Here is a 16,280-nt window from a genome sequence, read left to right on the forward strand (position 1 = left end):
CTCGCGCGCCAACCGTTCGATGCGGCAAGGCGCAGGTCAAAGGGCGATCCGCAGCGAGGCCCGCACGCTGCGCGGCGCGCCGGGGAAGATCCACAGGGCGCTGTAGGAGCTGGCGGCGTAGCGTTCGTCGAGCAGATTATCGACCTCGACCCGCGCCGTGACCTGGGGCGTCAGGCCATAGTCCACCGCCGCCTTGGCCTTCCAATAGGCCGGCAGTTCGGGCGCGCCGAGCGCAAGGCCGCCGGCCCGGTCGCCGACATAGGCGGCGCCCGCCGTCATCGACCAGTCCGTGCCGTGCGGGGTGGGGAAACGGCCGACCACGAACAGGGAGCCCGAATGTTCGGGCACGTTCAGCACCCGGTCGGTGGGGAAGGCGTCGTCGTCGGCCTTGGCGTCGGTCCAGCCGTAGTTGGCCACCACCTGCCACGCCTCGCCCAGCCGGACCGACCCGTCCAGCTCGATTCCCCGCGAGGTCAGCTTGCCGACCGGCGCTAGATAGTTGGGGTCGACGGGATCGGTGGTCAGTATGTTCGCCTTTTCGATATCGAACAGGGTGGCCGCCAGGTCGATCCCCTGCCAGGCGCCGGACAGGCCGATCTCATAGCCCTTGCCCTCTTCCGGGGCGAAGCCGGACCCGGTCCGCCCCGTGCCCGAGTTCAGCACGAAGGACCGGCCATAGCTGGCGTGGGCGGTCAGGCCGTCGGTCAGGCGATAACGGGCGGCGAACCGGTAATCGAGCGGGCTGTCCTTGGTCTCGCCCACGGCGCCGGTGCGGTTGTTGCGGATGGTCTGGCTGTAGTCGTCCCAGCGAAGGCCCGCGACCAGGCTGAGGCGGTCGTTCACCTCCCACAGGTCCTGGGCGTACAGGGTGACGACGTCCCGCGTCTCCAGATTGTCGGTGAAGGGCAGGGGCGTCGGCGGGACGACCGACCCATAGACGGGGTTGAAGACCGAGATCGGATAGGGATTGGCCGCCGTCGGATTGATGCGCAGCCACTTCTCGCCATAGGTCAGCCGATAGGCTTTCACGCCGAGGCCCAGGGTGTGGACGCCCAGGCCGGTCTGGACCTCCCCGTTCAGCTCCAGCCGCGCCGACAGGTCCTCGACCGAGAAGTCCCGGCCCCGGCGCTGGCGCCACAGCGCATCGCCGACCAGGCGGGACTGGTCGCTGGACAGGCCCTTCAGCGAGCCGCCCCGCCAGGCGACCCCTCCGTTCAGGCTCCAGCCGTCGTTGAGGCGGTATTCGCCGGTGATCTGGTGCCGCGCGTTGCGGAACCGGGTCCGGCCGTCGCCGGGCTCGCCGTAGTAGTTGGATTCCGGCAGGGCCAGGGCGTCGCCGTCGATCGCGGGCATGCCCCGGTCGAACAGGGTCGAAAAGACGGTGAGCTCGCCCACATAGGTCAGGCGCAGATCCTTATTGGGCCGCCAGGTCAGGGAGGGGGCGACCGCCGTCCGGTCCAGGCCGACATGGTCGCGCCAACCGTTGCTGGTCTCGCCGGCCAGGACCAGCCGCCCAGCCAGGGTCTCGGAGATCGGGCCGGTCACGTCCAACTCCCCCCGCCTCAGGCCGAAGGAGCCGACCGTGCCGGTGAAGACGGCGTCGGGTGTGAAACGCGGGGTCTTGGAGACGATGTTGATCCGGCCGGCTGGGTCGATGTCCCCGAACAGGGCGCCGGCCGGCCCCTTCAGCACCTCGATCCGCTCGGCCGTGGCCGGGTCGCGCGGCGGCGCCATGCCCCGGTTCGCCAGGAAGCCGTCCACATAATATTCCGCCCCGCCGTCGGGCGTGCCCAGGAAGCCGCGGATGGCGAAATTGTCCATCACCCCGCCGCGATTGTTCTGCTGGCTGATCCCGCTGACCAGCTCCAGGGCGTCGGACAGGCGGGTGGCGCCCACGGCGCGCAGCAGGTCGCTTTCGATGGAACGGCTGGACGGCGACATCCGCTCCGTGATCGCCCCGACGCCCAGCGTATGGTCGTGCGGCGAACCCCGGCGGCCCAGGACCACGATCTCGCCCAGGGCGTGGGGCTCGGCCTGAGCCGCATCAACGGGGACCAGGACTGGGGTCGCGGCGGTTGCGGCGGCAATAAGACACAGGCCGGCGCAGCTCGAAAGGAGGGGCAAGGACGAACTCCGTTGAAACGTTATACTGTAGCGGCTATCCGTTCGCGCCTCATGCTGTCAACCGCCGCCCTTCCCGTTTCCGCCCTCGCCGTTCCGGCCGTCCGCCCGGCCGCGCGCATTCGTTCGATCGACGCCCTGCGCGGTCTGGTCATCCTGCTGATGCTGGTCGATCACACGCGCGAGTTCTTCTATTTCCACGCTCAGGTCCCGGACCCGATGAATGTCGAGGCGACCGATCCGGCCCTGTTCTTCACCCGTCTGTCGGCCCATCTGTGCGCCCCGATCTTCGTCGCTTTGACGGGCCTGGGCGCCTGGCTCTACGGAAACAAGACAGCCGAGGTCAGCGGAGGGTCCGCCGCCGGGGCGGCCTCGGCCTTTCTGCTGAAGCGGGGCCTGTTCCTGGTGGTGCTGGAGCTGACCCTGGTCAACTTCGCCTGGGGCTTCTCCCTGACGCCGCCGATCCTCTATCTCCAGGTGATCTGGGTCATCGGGCTGTCGATGATCGCCCTGGCGGGCCTGGCTCATCTACCGCGCCCCTGGCTGATCGCCGTCGGCCTGGTCCTGGCCCTGGGCCACAATCTCTTGGACCCGATCGCCTTCGCCGAAGGTCCGGCCCATGTGCTGTGGGCCGTGCTGCACGACCGCAGCCTGATGGACCTGCCCTGGGGCGGACAGGTTCGCACCTCCTATCCCCTGCTGCCGTGGATCGGGGTGGCGGCCCTGGGCTATGCGATCGGGCCGTGGTTCGTCGGGCCCCAGGGGGCGCGGCTGCGGCGTCTGGTCGTCACCGGCCTGGGCGCCCTGGCCCTGTTCGCCCTGCTCAGGTCTATCAATCTGTACGGCGACCCGACGCCCTGGAGCGTGCAGGACACGCCGCTGCGGACGGCGATGAGCGTGCTGAACGTCACCAAATATCCGCCCTCGGCCGACTTTCTGCTGCTGACCCTGGGCTTGGGGGCCCTGATCCTGGCGGGACTGGAGCGGGCCTCGGACCGTCTGATCGGTCTGTTGGCGGTCTTCGGGGGGGCGCCGCTGTTCTTCTATCTGATCCACCTCTACGGCCTGCATCTGCTGAATCTGGCGGCCCTGGCCCTGTTCGGTCCCAATCAAGGCCAAGGCTTCAGCGTGCCGGGCGTCGCCGCCCTGTGGGCCCTGGCCGCCGTGGTCGCCGTCCCCTGCTGGTTCGCCTGCCGCTGGTTCGCCCGGATCAAGCGGGCCAGCGACCGGCCCTGGATGAAATACCTCTGACCTCAGCCGATCCCGTAGTGGTCGGCCAGGGCGGCCAGCGCCTGTTTCAGCACCGTCTTGCCCTGGCGGCGGCGCAGGCCCAGGCCGGTCTCGGCCAGTTTCAGACTGTCGCCGTGGATGCAGATCCGCGTCAGCATCGGCCTCAGGCGCGGACCCACGGCCGACAGGGCCGCCTCCACCCGTCGTCCGGCCGACAGGGCGCGGTCGCCGGGTTCGACCCGCATCGTTCCGCCCGACCCGGCGCGGGGCAGGGCGTCCCAGCCCATGGTCAGGGCCGGGCCGGCGCCGGACTGTTCGACCTCCCGCCTCAGCCGTTCGCCGGCGGCGACCTCGGCGGGGCTCAGCCAGGGTCGGCCCGCCGCATCCTTGCGCCGCGCCAGCCAGGCGATCGGGCTTTCGCCCAGATTGGCGGCGTGGCGGACCATCCGCCCGTCCGCCCCGATCAACTCCCGCTCGCCCGCGATGAAGCCGGGGCGGCCGGGCGGCGGGTTTTCGGCCTTGCGGGGGGCCGCCTCCCCCCCGGCGCGCACGGTCCATCCGCCCTGCGGCCGCCGCCTCAGTCCCGGCCGTTCGATCAGGGCGCGGAACTCCGGCTCGCTCAGGGTCAGGCTGATCCGTCCCCGCCGGTCCGGCCCCAGACGCAGCGCATAGACCCCCTGTTCGGCGCCCAGCCAGGCGCCGGGCCGGGCCAGAAGACAGCGCGCCCGCTCCACCGTCCGGCTCATTGCACGGCCTCCCAGCGGGGCGCGCTGTAGATCGTGGTCAGACAGGCCTCCAACTGCGACAGCAGTTCGTCCACGGCCCGGCGGTCGCGCTCGTCCTCCACCCAGCGGCAGGCCGCCCCCACCGTGCTGCGGTTGACCCCGAAGACGTGGCCGACCCGCTCCAGCGTCCAGCCGAAGGCGATGTGGGCCAGATACATGGCCAGCCAGCGCGACCGGGCGTTGAGCGGATCGATCCGCCGACCGGCCGTCATCCGGTCCGGGCTGGCCCCGGTCCGCGCCGCCACCAGATGCAGGGCCAGCCCCGCCTTGCACCGGTCCGCCTCCCGAACCGGCGCCCTGTATGCCTCAACCATGCCTCACTCCCGTTCACGAACCTCGACGCCCCATCCTAGGCGGGCGCGGCGTCACGATAGGAATATCGTCCTACTCCGCGTCAGAATCGGACGTGGCGCCGGATCGGACTTGAGGTTGCGTCAGGGCGGATCCGCGTTCCGACCGGCTCTGCGCGGGGAGCCGCAGGCTGAGTCCGGTCCGCATCATGGTTAATTATTTTCGAATCATTGACTCGGGACTCTCGACGCCGATTCGCAAATCAGCTTAGGAACGACTCATAGCTCGCCGTTAACCCTTCTTAAGGTTTTCGGGTCTTAACCTGCGAACAAGGTTACCCGGTCGTGCGCCAGGGTGATTACCGCAAAGCTTTTGCCTGGAGGGGCACGAATGCGCGTCCTGTTGATTGAAGACGATCACGCCACCGCCCAGAGCATCGAGCTGATGCTGAAGTCGGAAGGCTTCAATGTCTATACGACCGACCTGGGCGAAGAAGGCATCGATCTGGGCAAGATCTATGACTACGACCTCATTCTGCTTGACCTGAACCTGCCGGACATGAGCGGCCTTGAGGTGCTGCGTCAGCTGCGCGTCGGCAAGATCAACACCCCGGTCATGATCCTGTCGGGCACGCATGAGATCGAAACCAAGGTCAAGACCTTCGGCGGCGGCGCCGACGACTATCTGACCAAGCCCTTCCACAAGGACGAGCTGATCGCGCGCACCCACGCCGTGGTCCGTCGCTCCAAGGGCCACGCCCAGGCCATCATCCACACCGGCGAGATCGCCGTGAACCTGGACGCCAAGACGGTGGAGGTGAACGGTCACCGCGTCCACCTGACCGGCAAGGAATATCAGATGCTGGAGCTGCTCTCGCTCCGCAAGGGCACGACCCTGACCAAGGAAATGTTCCTGAACCACCTGTACGGCGGCATGGACGAGCCCGAGCTGAAGATCATCGACGTCTTCATCTGCAAGCTGCGCAAGAAGCTGGCCACCGCCGCCGACGGCAAACACTATATCGAAACCGTCTGGGGCCGCGGCTACGTCCTGCGCGACCCGGCCGAGGCCGGAAACAGCGTCGCCGCCTGAACGGCCGCTCCGTGCTGATCCTGAAAACGCCCGCCGGTCCCTCCGGCGGGCGTTTTCTATTTGCGCCTACTGCCGCTTCGCCGGCATGTCGCGGCCGCCCTGGTGCAGGACCAGGTCGTCGACCCGGCCTTCGGCGTCGCGGGTGAAGGTGATCTGGGCGTCCACCTCGGTCAGGAAGAAGGCGTCGTCCCCTTGCGCCTTCAGCTCGAAGGCGGGCTGGCCGGTGGCCTGGACCTTCAGCCCGCCCTCTGCGGCGGTGATCGTCAGGGCGAAGGTCGGCGACAGGGAATAGACCCCGACATAGGCGGCCAGGGCCTCGGCCGGCAGGGTCACGACGCGGCGTTCCGAGGCCAGGGTCACGGTCCCGCCGCGCGCCAGGGTCATCAGGTCCGGCCCCAGCTTGTCGGGCGCCTGGCCGTTCAGATTGGCCAGGACGATGACGGCGATCCGGTCGTCCGGCGCATAGGCCATATAGGTGTTGAACCCCTCGATCGCCCCATTGTGCCAGACCAGCTTCCGGTCCGGCGTCGCGGCCAAACCCAGGGCGTAGCCGTTCCTGACCGGGGTGGTCAGGGCGGCCAGGGACTGGGGCTTCAGGACCCGGCCCCCGAACAGGGCCTGTTCCCATTTCAAGAGGTCGTGGGTGGTCGAGTACAGGGCGCCCGCGCCCAGGGGGATGCTCATGTCCACATAGTCGGCGTTGACTACGCCGGACGCCTCCTTCGTATAGCCCGAGGCGCGTCGAGGCAGGATGCGGTCGTGCCGGTCATAGCCGCTGTCGGCCATGCCGAGCGGGGTGAACAGCGCCTGTTGAATGAAGTCGGCGTAGGTCTGACCGCTGGCCGCTTCGATCACCGCGCTCAGCAGGATATAGCCCGAGTTGGAATAGGCGAAGCCTTCGCCCGGCGCGAAGTCCAGGGGCCGCCCGCTGAACCGGGCGATCAGCTGGGCCGTCGTGGCCGGCCGGGTCTTCAGCGCCTCATAGTCGGCAAAGGTGGTGAAGTTGGGCAGGCCGGCGGTGTGGCTCAAAAGCCGGCGCGGGGTGACGGCGTCCCAGGCGGCCGGGGCGTCGGGCAGCCAGGTCTTGATCGGGGCGTCCAGATCGACCTTGCCCTGTTCGCTCAACAGCAGGACGGCGACGGCCGTGAACTGTTTGCTCAGCGAGCCCAGGCGGAATTTGACGTCGCCGTCATTGGGGACGCCCCATTCTCGGTTCGCCAGACCATAGCCCCGGTCCAGCAGGATCTCCCCGTCGCGCGCGACCAGGACGGCGCCGGAAAAGGCGTCGGCCTCGCTGGAGGCCCGGACGATCTGGTCCATTCGGGCCACGTCCGGCGCCCGATCCTGGGCTTCGAGGGGGCCCGCCGCCAGGACGGGGGCCAGAGCCAGGGCCAGGACGGAGGCCGCGAGACGGCCGCGACGAAGGCGAAGGAAAAGGGGCACGGGCGTCTCCTGAAAAGGGCTTTAAGCCTTTAGAGGCTGCGAACCGGGCGTTCGGATGCAGCTGGGCGATCTGGTGGTGAGCAGGACCGATGTCGCTTCTAGTTGTGTTCCTGGCGTGGAGGACATGGGTGCCCTTGACCGTGTTAGGCGGCTAAGTCGCCGACAAGCGATCCGGCCGGAATCCGCCAAGCCCGGCTGATCTTTCGGATTTGATCGAGGTTGATCTCCCGCTTGCCGTTCAGCAGCTCGGAGGCGCGCGCCTTGGAGCCGAGGATCTCGGTCAGATCTGACTGCGTATAGTTGTTCGCCTGCATGACGAACTTCAGCACATCGACCGGCTCGGCCCGTGGGATTGGATAGTGCCGGCGCTCATAGTCCTCGATCAGCAGGACCAGGGCGTCGTAATGGGCGGCCGCCTCGGAGCCTTCAGCAGGTTCGTTCTCGAAATAGGGCCGCACCGCCTTCAGCGCCGCTTGGTATTCGGCCTCGTCAGCCAGGGTGCGGATCGTGCTCATGTCCATCGTCATCTTCGCTCTCTCCAATCCTATAGTTTCGCCACATCGATCTTGTCGTATTCGGCGTGAGTCCCGACGAAGAGGATGAAAATCCTCTTGGCCCGAAACCCCACCAGACCGACGATCCGGTATTTGTTGCCGCCCACGTCGAAGACGATCTTGCCGTCCACCACATAGTCGGCGCTGCTGAAGGTGGCCTTCAGCTCTGCGAAGTTGCTCCAGTCGGCGTCCGAGGCGGCGGTGTGCCACTCGATCATCGCCGCCTTCGCCGTGTCCTGGGGCTTGCCCTTCGGCTGGGCCTCCCAGAACTTCACCAGGGCTGATTTCGCGATCACGTTCATGGATTCGTATCGCATGTTTCCAATCTGGAAACAAGGAGAAGTTTCCAATATGGGAACTCAAGGGTTGGCCGACACCTGTCGATCAGCCCTGTTTTTCGTCCGGCGCGAAGGTCACCGTCGCCTCCATCCCCCCGTCCGCCGCATTGGCCAGGGTCAGGCGGCCGCCGGCGATCTCGGCCATGCGGCGGGCGATGGTCAGGCCCAGGCCCGAGCCGCCGCTGTCGCGCGACCGCGACGGGTCCAGCCGGTAGAAGGGCTCGAACAGGGCCTCCAGCCGGTCTTCGGGGACGCCCGGCCCGTGGTCGCGCACGATCAGCCGCACCGTCCCTGCCTGCGCTTCGCCCCTGACCGCCGCATCGCCGCCGTGGCGCACGGCGTTGTCGATCAGATTGGTCAGGCACCGCCTCAGAGCCAGGGGCCGGGTCGGCCGCACCGCCCCGCAGCCCTTAACGAAGACGACCGGCTGTCCCGCCTCGGCCGCATCCTCGCACAGGGCCGACAGCAGGGCGTCCAGATCGACCGGGACGACCGGCTCGATCCGGGTCTCCAGCCGCGCCAGGTCCAGCCCCTCGCGGACCAGATGCTGCATGGCCGCCAGATCCGCAATCAGCTGGGCGCGCAGGGTCTCGTCCGCCACCTTTTCGACCCGCAGCCTCAGCCGGGTCAGGGGCGTCTGAAGATCGTGGGCCACGGCGGCCAGGACGCGGGCCCGTTCGGCGATCAGGGCCTGAAGCCGGGTCTGCATGGCGTTCAGCGCCATGGCCGCCTGGCGCACCTCGCGCGTCCCCTCCACCGCCAGGGGCGGGCCGTCCAGGTCCCGGCCCAGGGCCTCGGCCCCGGCCGACAGCCGCGCCAGGGGCGCCGCCGCCCGGCGTGAGGCCAGCCAGGCCGTCGCCGCCACCGTCGCCAGGCCGACAGCCAGCAACAGTGCGCTGTCGCGCCCCAGGCTCCAGGGCCGCGGGGCGGGCGGCAGGCTGACCGCCACAGGGGCCACGGCCGTTCCGTCCTGGGGATCGAGGGTCAGGATGCGACAGCGAAGGGCCGCGTCCGCCTGGGCGCCGCAGGCGGCCTTGGCCGCCTCATAGGCCCGCACCTTGACCCCGGTCACGCCGCGTCGGGCCAGGGCCTGGGCCACCGCCTGGGTCAGGGCGGGGTCGGGCGGCCCGCGCCGCTGTCCCTCGGCCGGGGTCAGGGCCACGGCCACGGCGGCGGCCGGATCGTCGTCGGCCTGGGCCAGGTCGCCGATCCGCTCGGCCGTGGTGAAGTCATGGGCCTGTTTCAGCCAGTGATGACGGCCCAGCTGAAGCGCCAGAAAGGTCACCGCCGCCGCCGCCAGGGCGCCCACCAGCACCAGGGCGAACAGCCGGACCGTGGATCCGTCAACGGCGCCGCCCAGCCCCCGCCTCACGCCCCGGCCTAGGCGCGCCACGTCACCGGCCCCGACAACATATAGCCCAGGCTGCGCACCGTGCGGATCAGGACCGGGTTCTTGGCGTCGTCGCCCAGCTTCTGACGCAGGCGGCTGACCCTCAGATCGACCGCCCGGTCGTCGGCGTCGGCGACGGTGGACAGGGCGCGGATGCGCTCGCGCGACAGGGGCCGCCCGCCGTTTCGGACCAGGGCGTGCAGCAGGTCGAAATCGGCCCCGGACAAGGGCGCCACCCGCCCGTCCGGCGCCGTCAGGCTGCGGGCGGCGACGTCCAGGGACCAGCCGGCGAACTGGGCGCAGCGCCCCTGGACCGGCTCGGCCTCCGGGCGGGCGCGGCGCAGGACGGTGCGGATGCGGGCCACCAGCTCGCGCGGCTCGAACGGCTTGGCCATATAGTCGTCGGCCCCCATCTCCAGCCCCACGATCCGGTCGATCGGATCGCCCCGCGCCGTCAGCATGATGACCGGGGTCCGCGACGTCGCCCGGATGGCGCGGCACAGGCTTAGGCCGTCCTCGTCCGGCAGATTGAGGTCCAGCACCACCAGATCGACCGGCCCGGCCTCCAGCGCCGCCTTGGCCGCCCGGCCGTCGGCCGCCTTTAAGGTGCGAAAGCCGTGCTGCTCCAGATGATCGGCCAGAAGGGTGCGGATATCGCGGTCGTCGTCGACGACCAGAAGCACGGGCGGGGCGGCGGTCATGGGGCGGGTTCAGCGTGGCGGGTCGGTCGTCTCTGTCCGCCCGGCTGATGGCGAAAAGGCGGCCGACACAGTCGGACACAAATCTCCGCCCCGCCGACACGGGCCGACACCGAACCGCCCATCGCCCGCCGGAGCCGGCGTCGAGAAACGGGTCGTCCGAAACGAACGGACGTTCTCAACACAGAGAGACTTCAGATGAAATCCTTCCGCACCTCCGCCGTCCTGGGCGCCCTGGCCGTCGTCGCCCTGAGCAGCGGCGCCGCCTTCGCCGGAACCGTCCCCGCCTCGGCCCCCGCTTCGGCCGCCGCCGCTGGCCGCGCCCCGGCCGCGACCGCCTCGACCGCCCATTCGACGACCTCGGCCGCCCGTCCGCAGCGCCCGGCCCGCCACAGCCGTCATCAGCGCGCCGAGACCCCGGCTCAAACGGCCAAGAAGAAGTCCTGAGACCCTGATCCGACTTCGGGCGGTCTCCCGGCCGACCGCCCGAAGCCGGTCTTTTTCAGTCCGTGAACCCCTGGGCCAAGGCCGCCGCCATCGGCCCCGGTCGTCCCGCGCCGTCGAAGGGCAGGGGCCGGTCGCGCCCGTCGTCCTTGTCGCCCTGACGATACCAGCTGTCGGTGTCGCGCAGACCCCAGACGGTGAAGGCGAACCTCTGGGCCGCCGGCAGAGCTGTAAAGGCCTCCGCCAACTCCCGCACCCGCGCCGTCTGCAAGGTCGTGCGCTGACCCGCGCCGCGCAGGTCCAGCCGGTTCTCGGTCCGCAAGGTGCAGTCCAGCTCCGACACATGGATCGGCAGGCCGAACTGGGCCGCCTCGCGCATGAAGGCGCTGATCGCCCCCTCGGGGATGTCGATCCAAAGATGCGACTGCAGCCCCAGCCCCTGAAGCGGACACCCCGCCTTCAACAGCCGCTCGACCAGTTTCAGGAACTGGACGCCCTTGGCCGGCACGCTTTCCTGATTGTATTCGTTGAGGAACAGCACCGCGTCCGGATCGGCCGCCCGCGCCTGTTCGAAGGCGCGCAGAATATAGCCGTCGTGGCCGTATCGGGCGCTCCAGTGGCAGTCGCGCGGGCCCGAGCCGTCGTCCAGAATCGGCTCATTGACCACGTCCCAGCTGCGGACCTTGCCGCGATACCGGCCGGCCACGGCGGCGACATAGCCGTCGAAGGCCCGGTCGAAGGCCGCGCCGGACAGGCCCGCAAAGGCCTCGGCCCCTTGCGAATACCAGATCAGGGTGTGGCCGTGCAGGGCCATGCCGTTGCGGGCAGCGAAGGCGGCGATCCGGTCCGACCGGTCGAACCGGGGCCGGTCCAGCCCGTCGGCCAGGACATATTCCATCTTCATCTCCCACTCGGGCGTGAGTTGAGAGACCTGGGCGCGGGCCAGGGCGACCCAGTCGGGGTCGTCGATCTGCATCGCCTTGATCGCCGTGCCGAACGGGGCGGGGGCGACGGACTTCAGCGCGGGAAGGTTCGGCGGCGTCGGTTCGGCCGAGGTGCGGTCGCAGGCGGCCAGGGCCAGCGACGAGGCGATCACGGCGCGGCGAGAGAGACCAAACCCTCTCCCGCTTGCGGGAGAGGTGGCCCGGCGTTCGCGAAGCGAACCAGGATCGGAGAGGGAAGTGCTGCTCAACAGAAGACTTCCCCCATCGTCAGCCGTCTCGCTCCGCTCGACGAGCTGACACTTCCCCCGCAAGCGGGGGAAGGTCTGAGAGTCCTCAGACCGCACGCTTCCGCAGGCCCAGCTCGTCGAAGGCGGCGGTTTCGCGCTTGGCGATGGCGATCAGCTTGTTCAGCCGGGTGGTTTCGGCGACGTGTTCGAACTTCTTCAGCTCTTCGAAGGCGCCCGTCAGGGCGTCGCGGGCCCCGGCCTCTTCGGCGTCGATGACGCTCAGATCGCTTTCGGCGGCGGCGCGGCGGGCCTTCCAGCCGTTCAGATAGGCGGCCAGCATCATATTGGCGTCGGCGTCCAGGCGCGCGCGCTCGCGCTCCACCTCGACCTCGGCGTCCAGAACCGCCAGCCGCATCTCGGCCGTGGCCCGGCGCGCGCTGACCTCGGCCAGGCGCTTCTGGAGGGTTTCGACCTCATAGTTGGAGATGCGGATCAGGGATTGGGCCCAAGCGGTCATTTCGTCACTCTCTGATCATGCCTTGGTTCAGAATAGTCTCCAGCCGGGTAAAGGAATCGGAAAGACGGGTGACGTCGTCCTTGTCCTGGCTCAGAAACTCTTCCAGCGCGGGGTTCAGGGCGATGGCCCGGTCCACGATCGGGTCTGCGCCGGTGCGATAGGCGCCGATCTTGATCAGCTCCTCCATATTGCCATAGGCCGACAGACACTGGCGGGCGCGCTTGTTCAGCTCGCGCTCGGGCGGGGTCTGGCAGGCGGGCATGGTCCGGCTGACCGACTTCAGCACGTCGATGGCGGGGAAACGTCCACGCTCGGCGATCTTGCGGTCCATCACGATATGGCCGTCCAGAATGCCTCGAACCGCGTCGGCTATGGGCTCATCATGGTCGCCCCCGTCCACCAGGACGGTGAACAGGGCGGTGATGGGGGCTGCGGTCGTGCCGTCGGGCCGGATCGGCCCCGGCCCGGCCCGCTCCAAGAGCTTGGGCAGTTCGGTGAAGACGGTGGGGGTATAGCCCTTGGTCGTCGGCGGCTCGCCCGCCGCCAGGCCGATCTCGCGCTGGGCCATGGCGAAACGGGTGACGCTGTCCATCAGGCACAGGACCTCCAGGTCCTGGTCGCGCAGATATTCGGCGATGGCCATGGTCATATAGGCCGACTGGCGGCGTTTCAGGGCCGGCTCGTCACTGGTGGCGACCACGACGACGGCGCGTCTCAGCCCCTCTTCGCCCAGGGTCTCTTCAACGAACTCGCGCACTTCGCGGCCCCGTTCGCCGATCAGGCCGACCACGACCGCGTCGCAGCTGGCCTGTTTGGCCAGCATGGACAAAAGCACCGACTTGCCCACGCCGGAACCCGCGAAGATGCCCAGCCGCTGGCCCCGGCAGGTGGTGGTGAAGACGTCCATGGCCCGTACCCCCAGGTCCAGCCGCTCGCCCACCCGGCCGCGCGAATGGGCCGGGGGCGGGGGCGTGCGCAGGGGATAGGGCGCCGGTCCCTGGGGCAGGGGGCCCAGGCCGTCGATCGGATTGCCGAAGGCGTCGATGATCCGGCCCAGCCAGGCGGTGGTCGGGCGCACGCTGGCCGCCTGATCGACGATGCGGATCTCGGCGCCGGGCGCCACCCCCTCGACCGGGCCGAACGGCATCAACAGGGCCTTGGCGTCGCGGAACCCCACCACCTCGGCCGGCAGGGGCTCCAGCCCGCGCCGCCCGATCTCGGCCCGCGCCCCGACCGCCAGCCGCGACAGCCCGCCTCGCGACTCGATCAGCAGGCCCGACACCCCCGCGACCTTGCCGGTGACGACCAGGGGGTCGATCGCTTCGACGGCGGCGACGAGATTATGCAAGACGAACCCCAGAAACAGGCGTTAACCGTTTGCGCCATCATGGTTAACGGGGGGTGAAGGGGGGCTAAACCGGATCTCCTGCGACCGGCGTCTCCCGCGTCGTCGCAATGGCCCCGACCGAGGCGATGACGATGGCGGCGATGGCGATCCATTGCTGGCCGGTCAGATGTTCGTGCAGGACGATCAGCCCGGCCAGGGCGCCGATGGCGGGTTCGGCGCTGAGCACCACGCCGAAGGTGCGTTTGGGAATGCCGCGCAGGGCCACCATCTCCAGCGAATAGGGCAGGGCGCTGGAGAAGATCGCCACGGCCAGGCCGGCGACGACGATGGCCGGGTTGAACAGGGCCGCCCCGGCGTGGGCGAGGCCGAAGGGGACGACGACCATCGCCGCCACGCTCATGCCCAGGGCCACCGACTGGCCCGGATGCAGATGGGTCAGCCGCTTGCCGAAGATGATGTACAGCGCCCAGCACAGGCCGGCGAAGGCGGCCAGGGCCACGCCGACCGGGTCCAGCGATCCCGCCCCGCCCTTCAGCGGCAGCAGCAGGCCCAGGCCCAGCACCGCAAAGCCGACGCAGACGAAATGGATCGGCCGGCGCGAATGGATCAGGGCCAGGCTGAGCGGCCCGATGAATTCGATGGCGATGGCCACGCCCAGCGGAATGGTGCGCAGCGCCATGTAGAAGCTCAGATTCATGGCCCCCAGGACGGCGCCGTACAGGACGACGGCCTTCAGATCGGCCCGGGTCAGGGCGAACCGCCAGGGCCGGAACACCAGAACCAGCAGCAGGGCCGAGATCCCGACGCGATAGGCGGTGGCCCCCTGCGCCCCGATCAGCGGAAACAGGCTCTTGGCGAAGGATGTGCCCCCCGCCAGGATCATCATCCCCGCGAACAGGGCGGCGTAGGGGATCAGCCGCGCGATCAGCGGGGACTGCAGGCTCGGGCTCAGGCTGGGCGCGGTCATGGGACGAGAGATAGCCCAAAGCCGCTTGCGTATCTCGCCGATTTCCGGCCTCCTTGCGCCGAAAAGCGGCGTTAAAGAGCATGATATGACGGATTTCGTCACCCTGGACGAGTTTGACCGGCGGCTGCTGGCGCGGGCGCGGCGCGACAATCAGGAGCCGGCGCGGGTCACGGCCCAGGCGGTGGGCCTGTCGGAATCGGCGGTGCTGCGGCGGATGCGGCGCCTCCGGGCCGAAGGGGTCATCGTCGCCGACGTCGCCCTGGTCGATCCGGCCCGGATCAAGCCGCGCATCGTCCTGCATGTGCTGGTCGAGATGAACACTCAGGACCGCAAGGTCATGACCGCCTTCCAGCAGGCCATGAGGGCCAGTCCCGAGGTCCAGGGCGCCTGGGACGTGACGGGCGAGACCGACTATCTGCTGACCGTGGCCGTCCCGACCATGGCCGATTACGAAGCCTTCGGCATCCGCGAACTGGTCCCGGAAAAGGGGGTCCGCAGCTATCGCAGCATGATCGTGATCCGCGAGGTGGTCGGCTTCGACCCCGCCCGCGCCGTGGTGGATTAATAGAGGGCGGTCGTGACCCGCAGCGCGACCACCACCACCGTGTCGGCGTCGCGCAGACCCCCGGCGTAGCGGATCAGCTGGACGTCCGGCTGGAGGGTGAAACGGCCGATCCGGTCGGCGTAGGTCAGCTCCAGCCCCTCTTCGTAATGGGCGGGGTCGTCGCCGGCGTCGGCGATGTTGGCGCGGCCCTTGTCGGACAGCCAGCCCTGATGGACGCCGAAGGAGACCTGGCTGTCGGGGCGGCCCGCCCAGACCTGGCTGACCAGGACGCCGGCCTGCCAGCCGCCTTCGAAATCGGTGGTGTCCCCGTCCGAGGCGCCGATCCGGCCGAACAGATCGACCTGGGGCCCGTCCGGGTTCGCCGTCCCATAGACCCGCCCCTCGGCCAGGGCGTAGGCGCCGCGCGCCAGGCTCTGGGCCGGTTCGCCCTCGGGCGTCAGGTCGCGGATGTCGTCCTGATGCTGGTCATAGCGCCAGACGCCGACGGCGTAGCGGCCCGCCCCGTTGACGCGGCCCCCGACCTCGACGATCCCCAGGACGCCGTGATCCAGGGTGGTGGCCACCCCGCCCCGGTCGCCGATGGTGCGGGCGTCCGCGTTGATCACGGCGGCTTGGGCGTAAAAGGTCTCGACGTTCCCGATCCGCAGCCGCGCGGCCAGGGAGGTGGAGGGGAAGATGGCCGGGCCGTTCGGACCGGTGGAGGCCAGTTCCGAGCCGATGCCGAACGGCGGCGCCAGCAGCAGGTCCGAGGCCTCGGTGGCGTAGAATTCGCTGTTCAGGTCATACAGGCCGCCCAGCAGGCTTCCCCAGCCCAGGTCCTGTTCGATCCAGGCTTCGTACAGTCGTGCGCCCTGGGCGGAGACCTCGATATTGTCGACCCCTTGCAGGGTTCCGGCCAGGGCGTTGGGTTCGCCCCCGCCGTTGTAAAGGCCCGACAGATGCAGCCGCGCGCCGCGCCAGCCCCAGGCCCGTTCCAGATCCCCGTCCAGGCTGACGCTCAGATTGTCCAGATAGCGGCCCGCCCGCGCGGCCCCGCCCAAGACGACTCCCGTGACGTCGGCGGCGTACTCGGCCGCGAAGGCCCAGGTCGGTTCGATCTCCGTCTCGGCCTGGGCCAGGGCGAAGGTCGGCGCCGCGACGGCGGCCAGACCGGCCAGGGCCGCCAGACGGCGGAGAAGGGAGCGGGGCTTAGCATTCTGCATGGCCGGAAGTCCGTGATGTTGAACCTCCAGCCTAGCTTCGGAAGGTGAACACGGACCTTCGCATTACATTGGGGGCAAGCCGTATCGGACCGGCAACGGCGCGTTAACCCAAACTCCCGTAACC

Annotated in this window: 17 protein-coding genes; 4 read left to right on the forward strand and 13 right to left on the reverse strand. The window is 69.2% G+C overall.

The window, feature by feature from the left end; genetic code table 11:
• Positions 1-36 precede the first annotated feature (36 nt).
• The gene (locus ACZ5M6_RS05765) at positions 37-2,124 is read right to left on the reverse strand and encodes a TonB-dependent siderophore receptor (protein WP_464159882.1); all 2,088 of its coding nucleotides are present in this window, start codon (positions 2,122-2,124) and stop codon (positions 37-39) included.
• A gap of 51 nt (positions 2,125-2,175) precedes the next feature.
• Here ACZ5M6_RS05765 and ACZ5M6_RS05770 point away from each other — a divergent pair, with 51 nt between their 5' ends.
• The gene (locus ACZ5M6_RS05770; protein WP_228186154.1) at positions 2,176-3,372 is read left to right on the forward strand and encodes an acetyltransferase domain-containing protein; all 1,197 of its coding nucleotides are present in this window, start codon (positions 2,176-2,178) and stop codon (positions 3,370-3,372) included.
• A gap of 2 nt (positions 3,373-3,374) precedes the next feature.
• On the opposite strand, the gene ACZ5M6_RS05775 is transcribed toward ACZ5M6_RS05770, so the two are convergent.
• Positions 3,375-4,097 (reverse strand): DUF6456 domain-containing protein, encoded by a 723-nt coding sequence (locus tag ACZ5M6_RS05775; protein WP_464159883.1) that lies wholly within the window; start codon positions 4,095-4,097, stop codon positions 3,375-3,377.
• The gene (locus tag ACZ5M6_RS05780; RefSeq protein WP_336970523.1) at positions 4,094-4,450 is read right to left on the reverse strand and encodes a chromosomal replication initiator DnaA; all 357 of its coding nucleotides are present in this window, start codon (positions 4,448-4,450) and stop codon (positions 4,094-4,096) included. The genes ACZ5M6_RS05775 and ACZ5M6_RS05780 overlap by 4 nt, the downstream gene beginning before the upstream one ends.
• Positions 4,451-4,817: 367 nt before the next feature.
• Between ACZ5M6_RS05780 and ctrA the strand changes: the two genes are divergently transcribed.
• Positions 4,818-5,519, forward strand: coding sequence for a response regulator transcription factor CtrA (ctrA, locus tag ACZ5M6_RS05785; RefSeq protein WP_054764860.1), 702 nt, complete (start codon positions 4,818-4,820; stop codon positions 5,517-5,519).
• Between the two features lie 66 nt (positions 5,520-5,585).
• Here the strand turns inward: ctrA and ACZ5M6_RS05790 are convergent, their stop codons facing one another.
• The 5 genes from ACZ5M6_RS05790 to ACZ5M6_RS05810 form a co-directional block, all read right to left on the reverse strand.
• Positions 5,586-6,962 carry a serine hydrolase gene (locus tag ACZ5M6_RS05790; protein WP_464159884.1) on the reverse strand — a complete coding sequence of 459 codons (1,377 nt, stop codon included), beginning with the start codon at positions 6,960-6,962 and terminating at the stop codon, positions 5,586-5,588.
• Between the two features lie 143 nt (positions 6,963-7,105).
• Positions 7,106-7,489: a helix-turn-helix domain-containing protein gene (locus ACZ5M6_RS05795; RefSeq protein WP_007390098.1), complete on the reverse strand. Its 384-nt coding sequence runs from the start codon at positions 7,487-7,489 to the stop codon at positions 7,106-7,108.
• A gap of 17 nt (positions 7,490-7,506) precedes the next feature.
• Positions 7,507-7,818, reverse strand: coding sequence for a type II toxin-antitoxin system HigB family toxin (locus ACZ5M6_RS05800; protein ID WP_152949607.1), 312 nt, complete (start codon positions 7,816-7,818; stop codon positions 7,507-7,509).
• A gap of 82 nt (positions 7,819-7,900) precedes the next feature.
• A complete protein-coding gene (locus tag ACZ5M6_RS05805; RefSeq protein WP_464159885.1) occupies positions 7,901-9,247 on the reverse strand; it encodes an ATP-binding protein in 1,347 nt (448 codons plus the stop codon).
• Complete coding sequence (locus ACZ5M6_RS05810; RefSeq protein WP_054764863.1) at positions 9,235-9,945, reverse strand: response regulator; 711 nt, start codon at positions 9,943-9,945, stop codon at positions 9,235-9,237. Before ACZ5M6_RS05810 ends, ACZ5M6_RS05805 begins: the two co-directional genes overlap by 13 nt.
• Before the next feature lie 195 nt (positions 9,946-10,140).
• Between ACZ5M6_RS05810 and ACZ5M6_RS05815 the strand changes: the two genes are divergently transcribed.
• Entirely contained in the window at positions 10,141-10,389 is a 249-nt protein-coding gene (locus tag ACZ5M6_RS05815; RefSeq protein ID WP_183216767.1) for a hypothetical protein, read from the forward strand.
• 55 nt (positions 10,390-10,444) lie between these two features.
• On the opposite strand, the gene ACZ5M6_RS05820 is transcribed toward ACZ5M6_RS05815, so the two are convergent.
• The 4 genes from ACZ5M6_RS05820 to ACZ5M6_RS05835 all read right to left on the reverse strand — a co-directional run bounded on the left by ACZ5M6_RS05820 (position 10,445) and on the right by ACZ5M6_RS05835 (position 14,389).
• Entirely contained in the window at positions 10,445-11,482 is a 1,038-nt protein-coding gene (locus ACZ5M6_RS05820; RefSeq protein WP_464159886.1) for an endo-1,4-beta-xylanase, read from the reverse strand.
• Between the two features lie 181 nt (positions 11,483-11,663).
• Positions 11,664-12,074 carry a flagellar export protein FliJ gene (locus ACZ5M6_RS05825; RefSeq protein ID WP_054764866.1) on the reverse strand — a complete coding sequence of 137 codons (411 nt, stop codon included), beginning with the start codon at positions 12,072-12,074 and terminating at the stop codon, positions 11,664-11,666.
• A gap of 4 nt (positions 12,075-12,078) precedes the next feature.
• Complete coding sequence (gene fliI / locus ACZ5M6_RS05830) at positions 12,079-13,422, reverse strand: flagellar protein export ATPase FliI (protein WP_464159887.1); 1,344 nt, start codon at positions 13,420-13,422, stop codon at positions 12,079-12,081.
• A gap of 64 nt (positions 13,423-13,486) precedes the next feature.
• Positions 13,487-14,389 (reverse strand): DMT family transporter, encoded by a 903-nt coding sequence (locus ACZ5M6_RS05835; protein WP_333896296.1) that lies wholly within the window; start codon positions 14,387-14,389, stop codon positions 13,487-13,489.
• Positions 14,390-14,474: 85 nt separating this feature from the next.
• Between ACZ5M6_RS05835 and ACZ5M6_RS05840 the strand changes: the two genes are divergently transcribed.
• The gene (locus tag ACZ5M6_RS05840; RefSeq protein ID WP_182714391.1) at positions 14,475-14,954 is read left to right on the forward strand and encodes an Lrp/AsnC family transcriptional regulator; all 480 of its coding nucleotides are present in this window, start codon (positions 14,475-14,477) and stop codon (positions 14,952-14,954) included.
• Here the strand turns inward: ACZ5M6_RS05840 and ACZ5M6_RS05845 are convergent.
• Positions 14,951-16,156, reverse strand: a complete 1,206-nt coding sequence (locus ACZ5M6_RS05845) for a carbohydrate porin (RefSeq protein ID WP_464159888.1) — start codon at positions 16,154-16,156, stop codon at positions 14,951-14,953. The genes ACZ5M6_RS05840 and ACZ5M6_RS05845 overlap by 4 nt on opposite strands.
• Positions 16,157-16,280: the final 124 nt, after the last annotated feature.

The sequence above is a fragment of the Brevundimonas sp. Br13 genome (assembly GCF_055391505.1).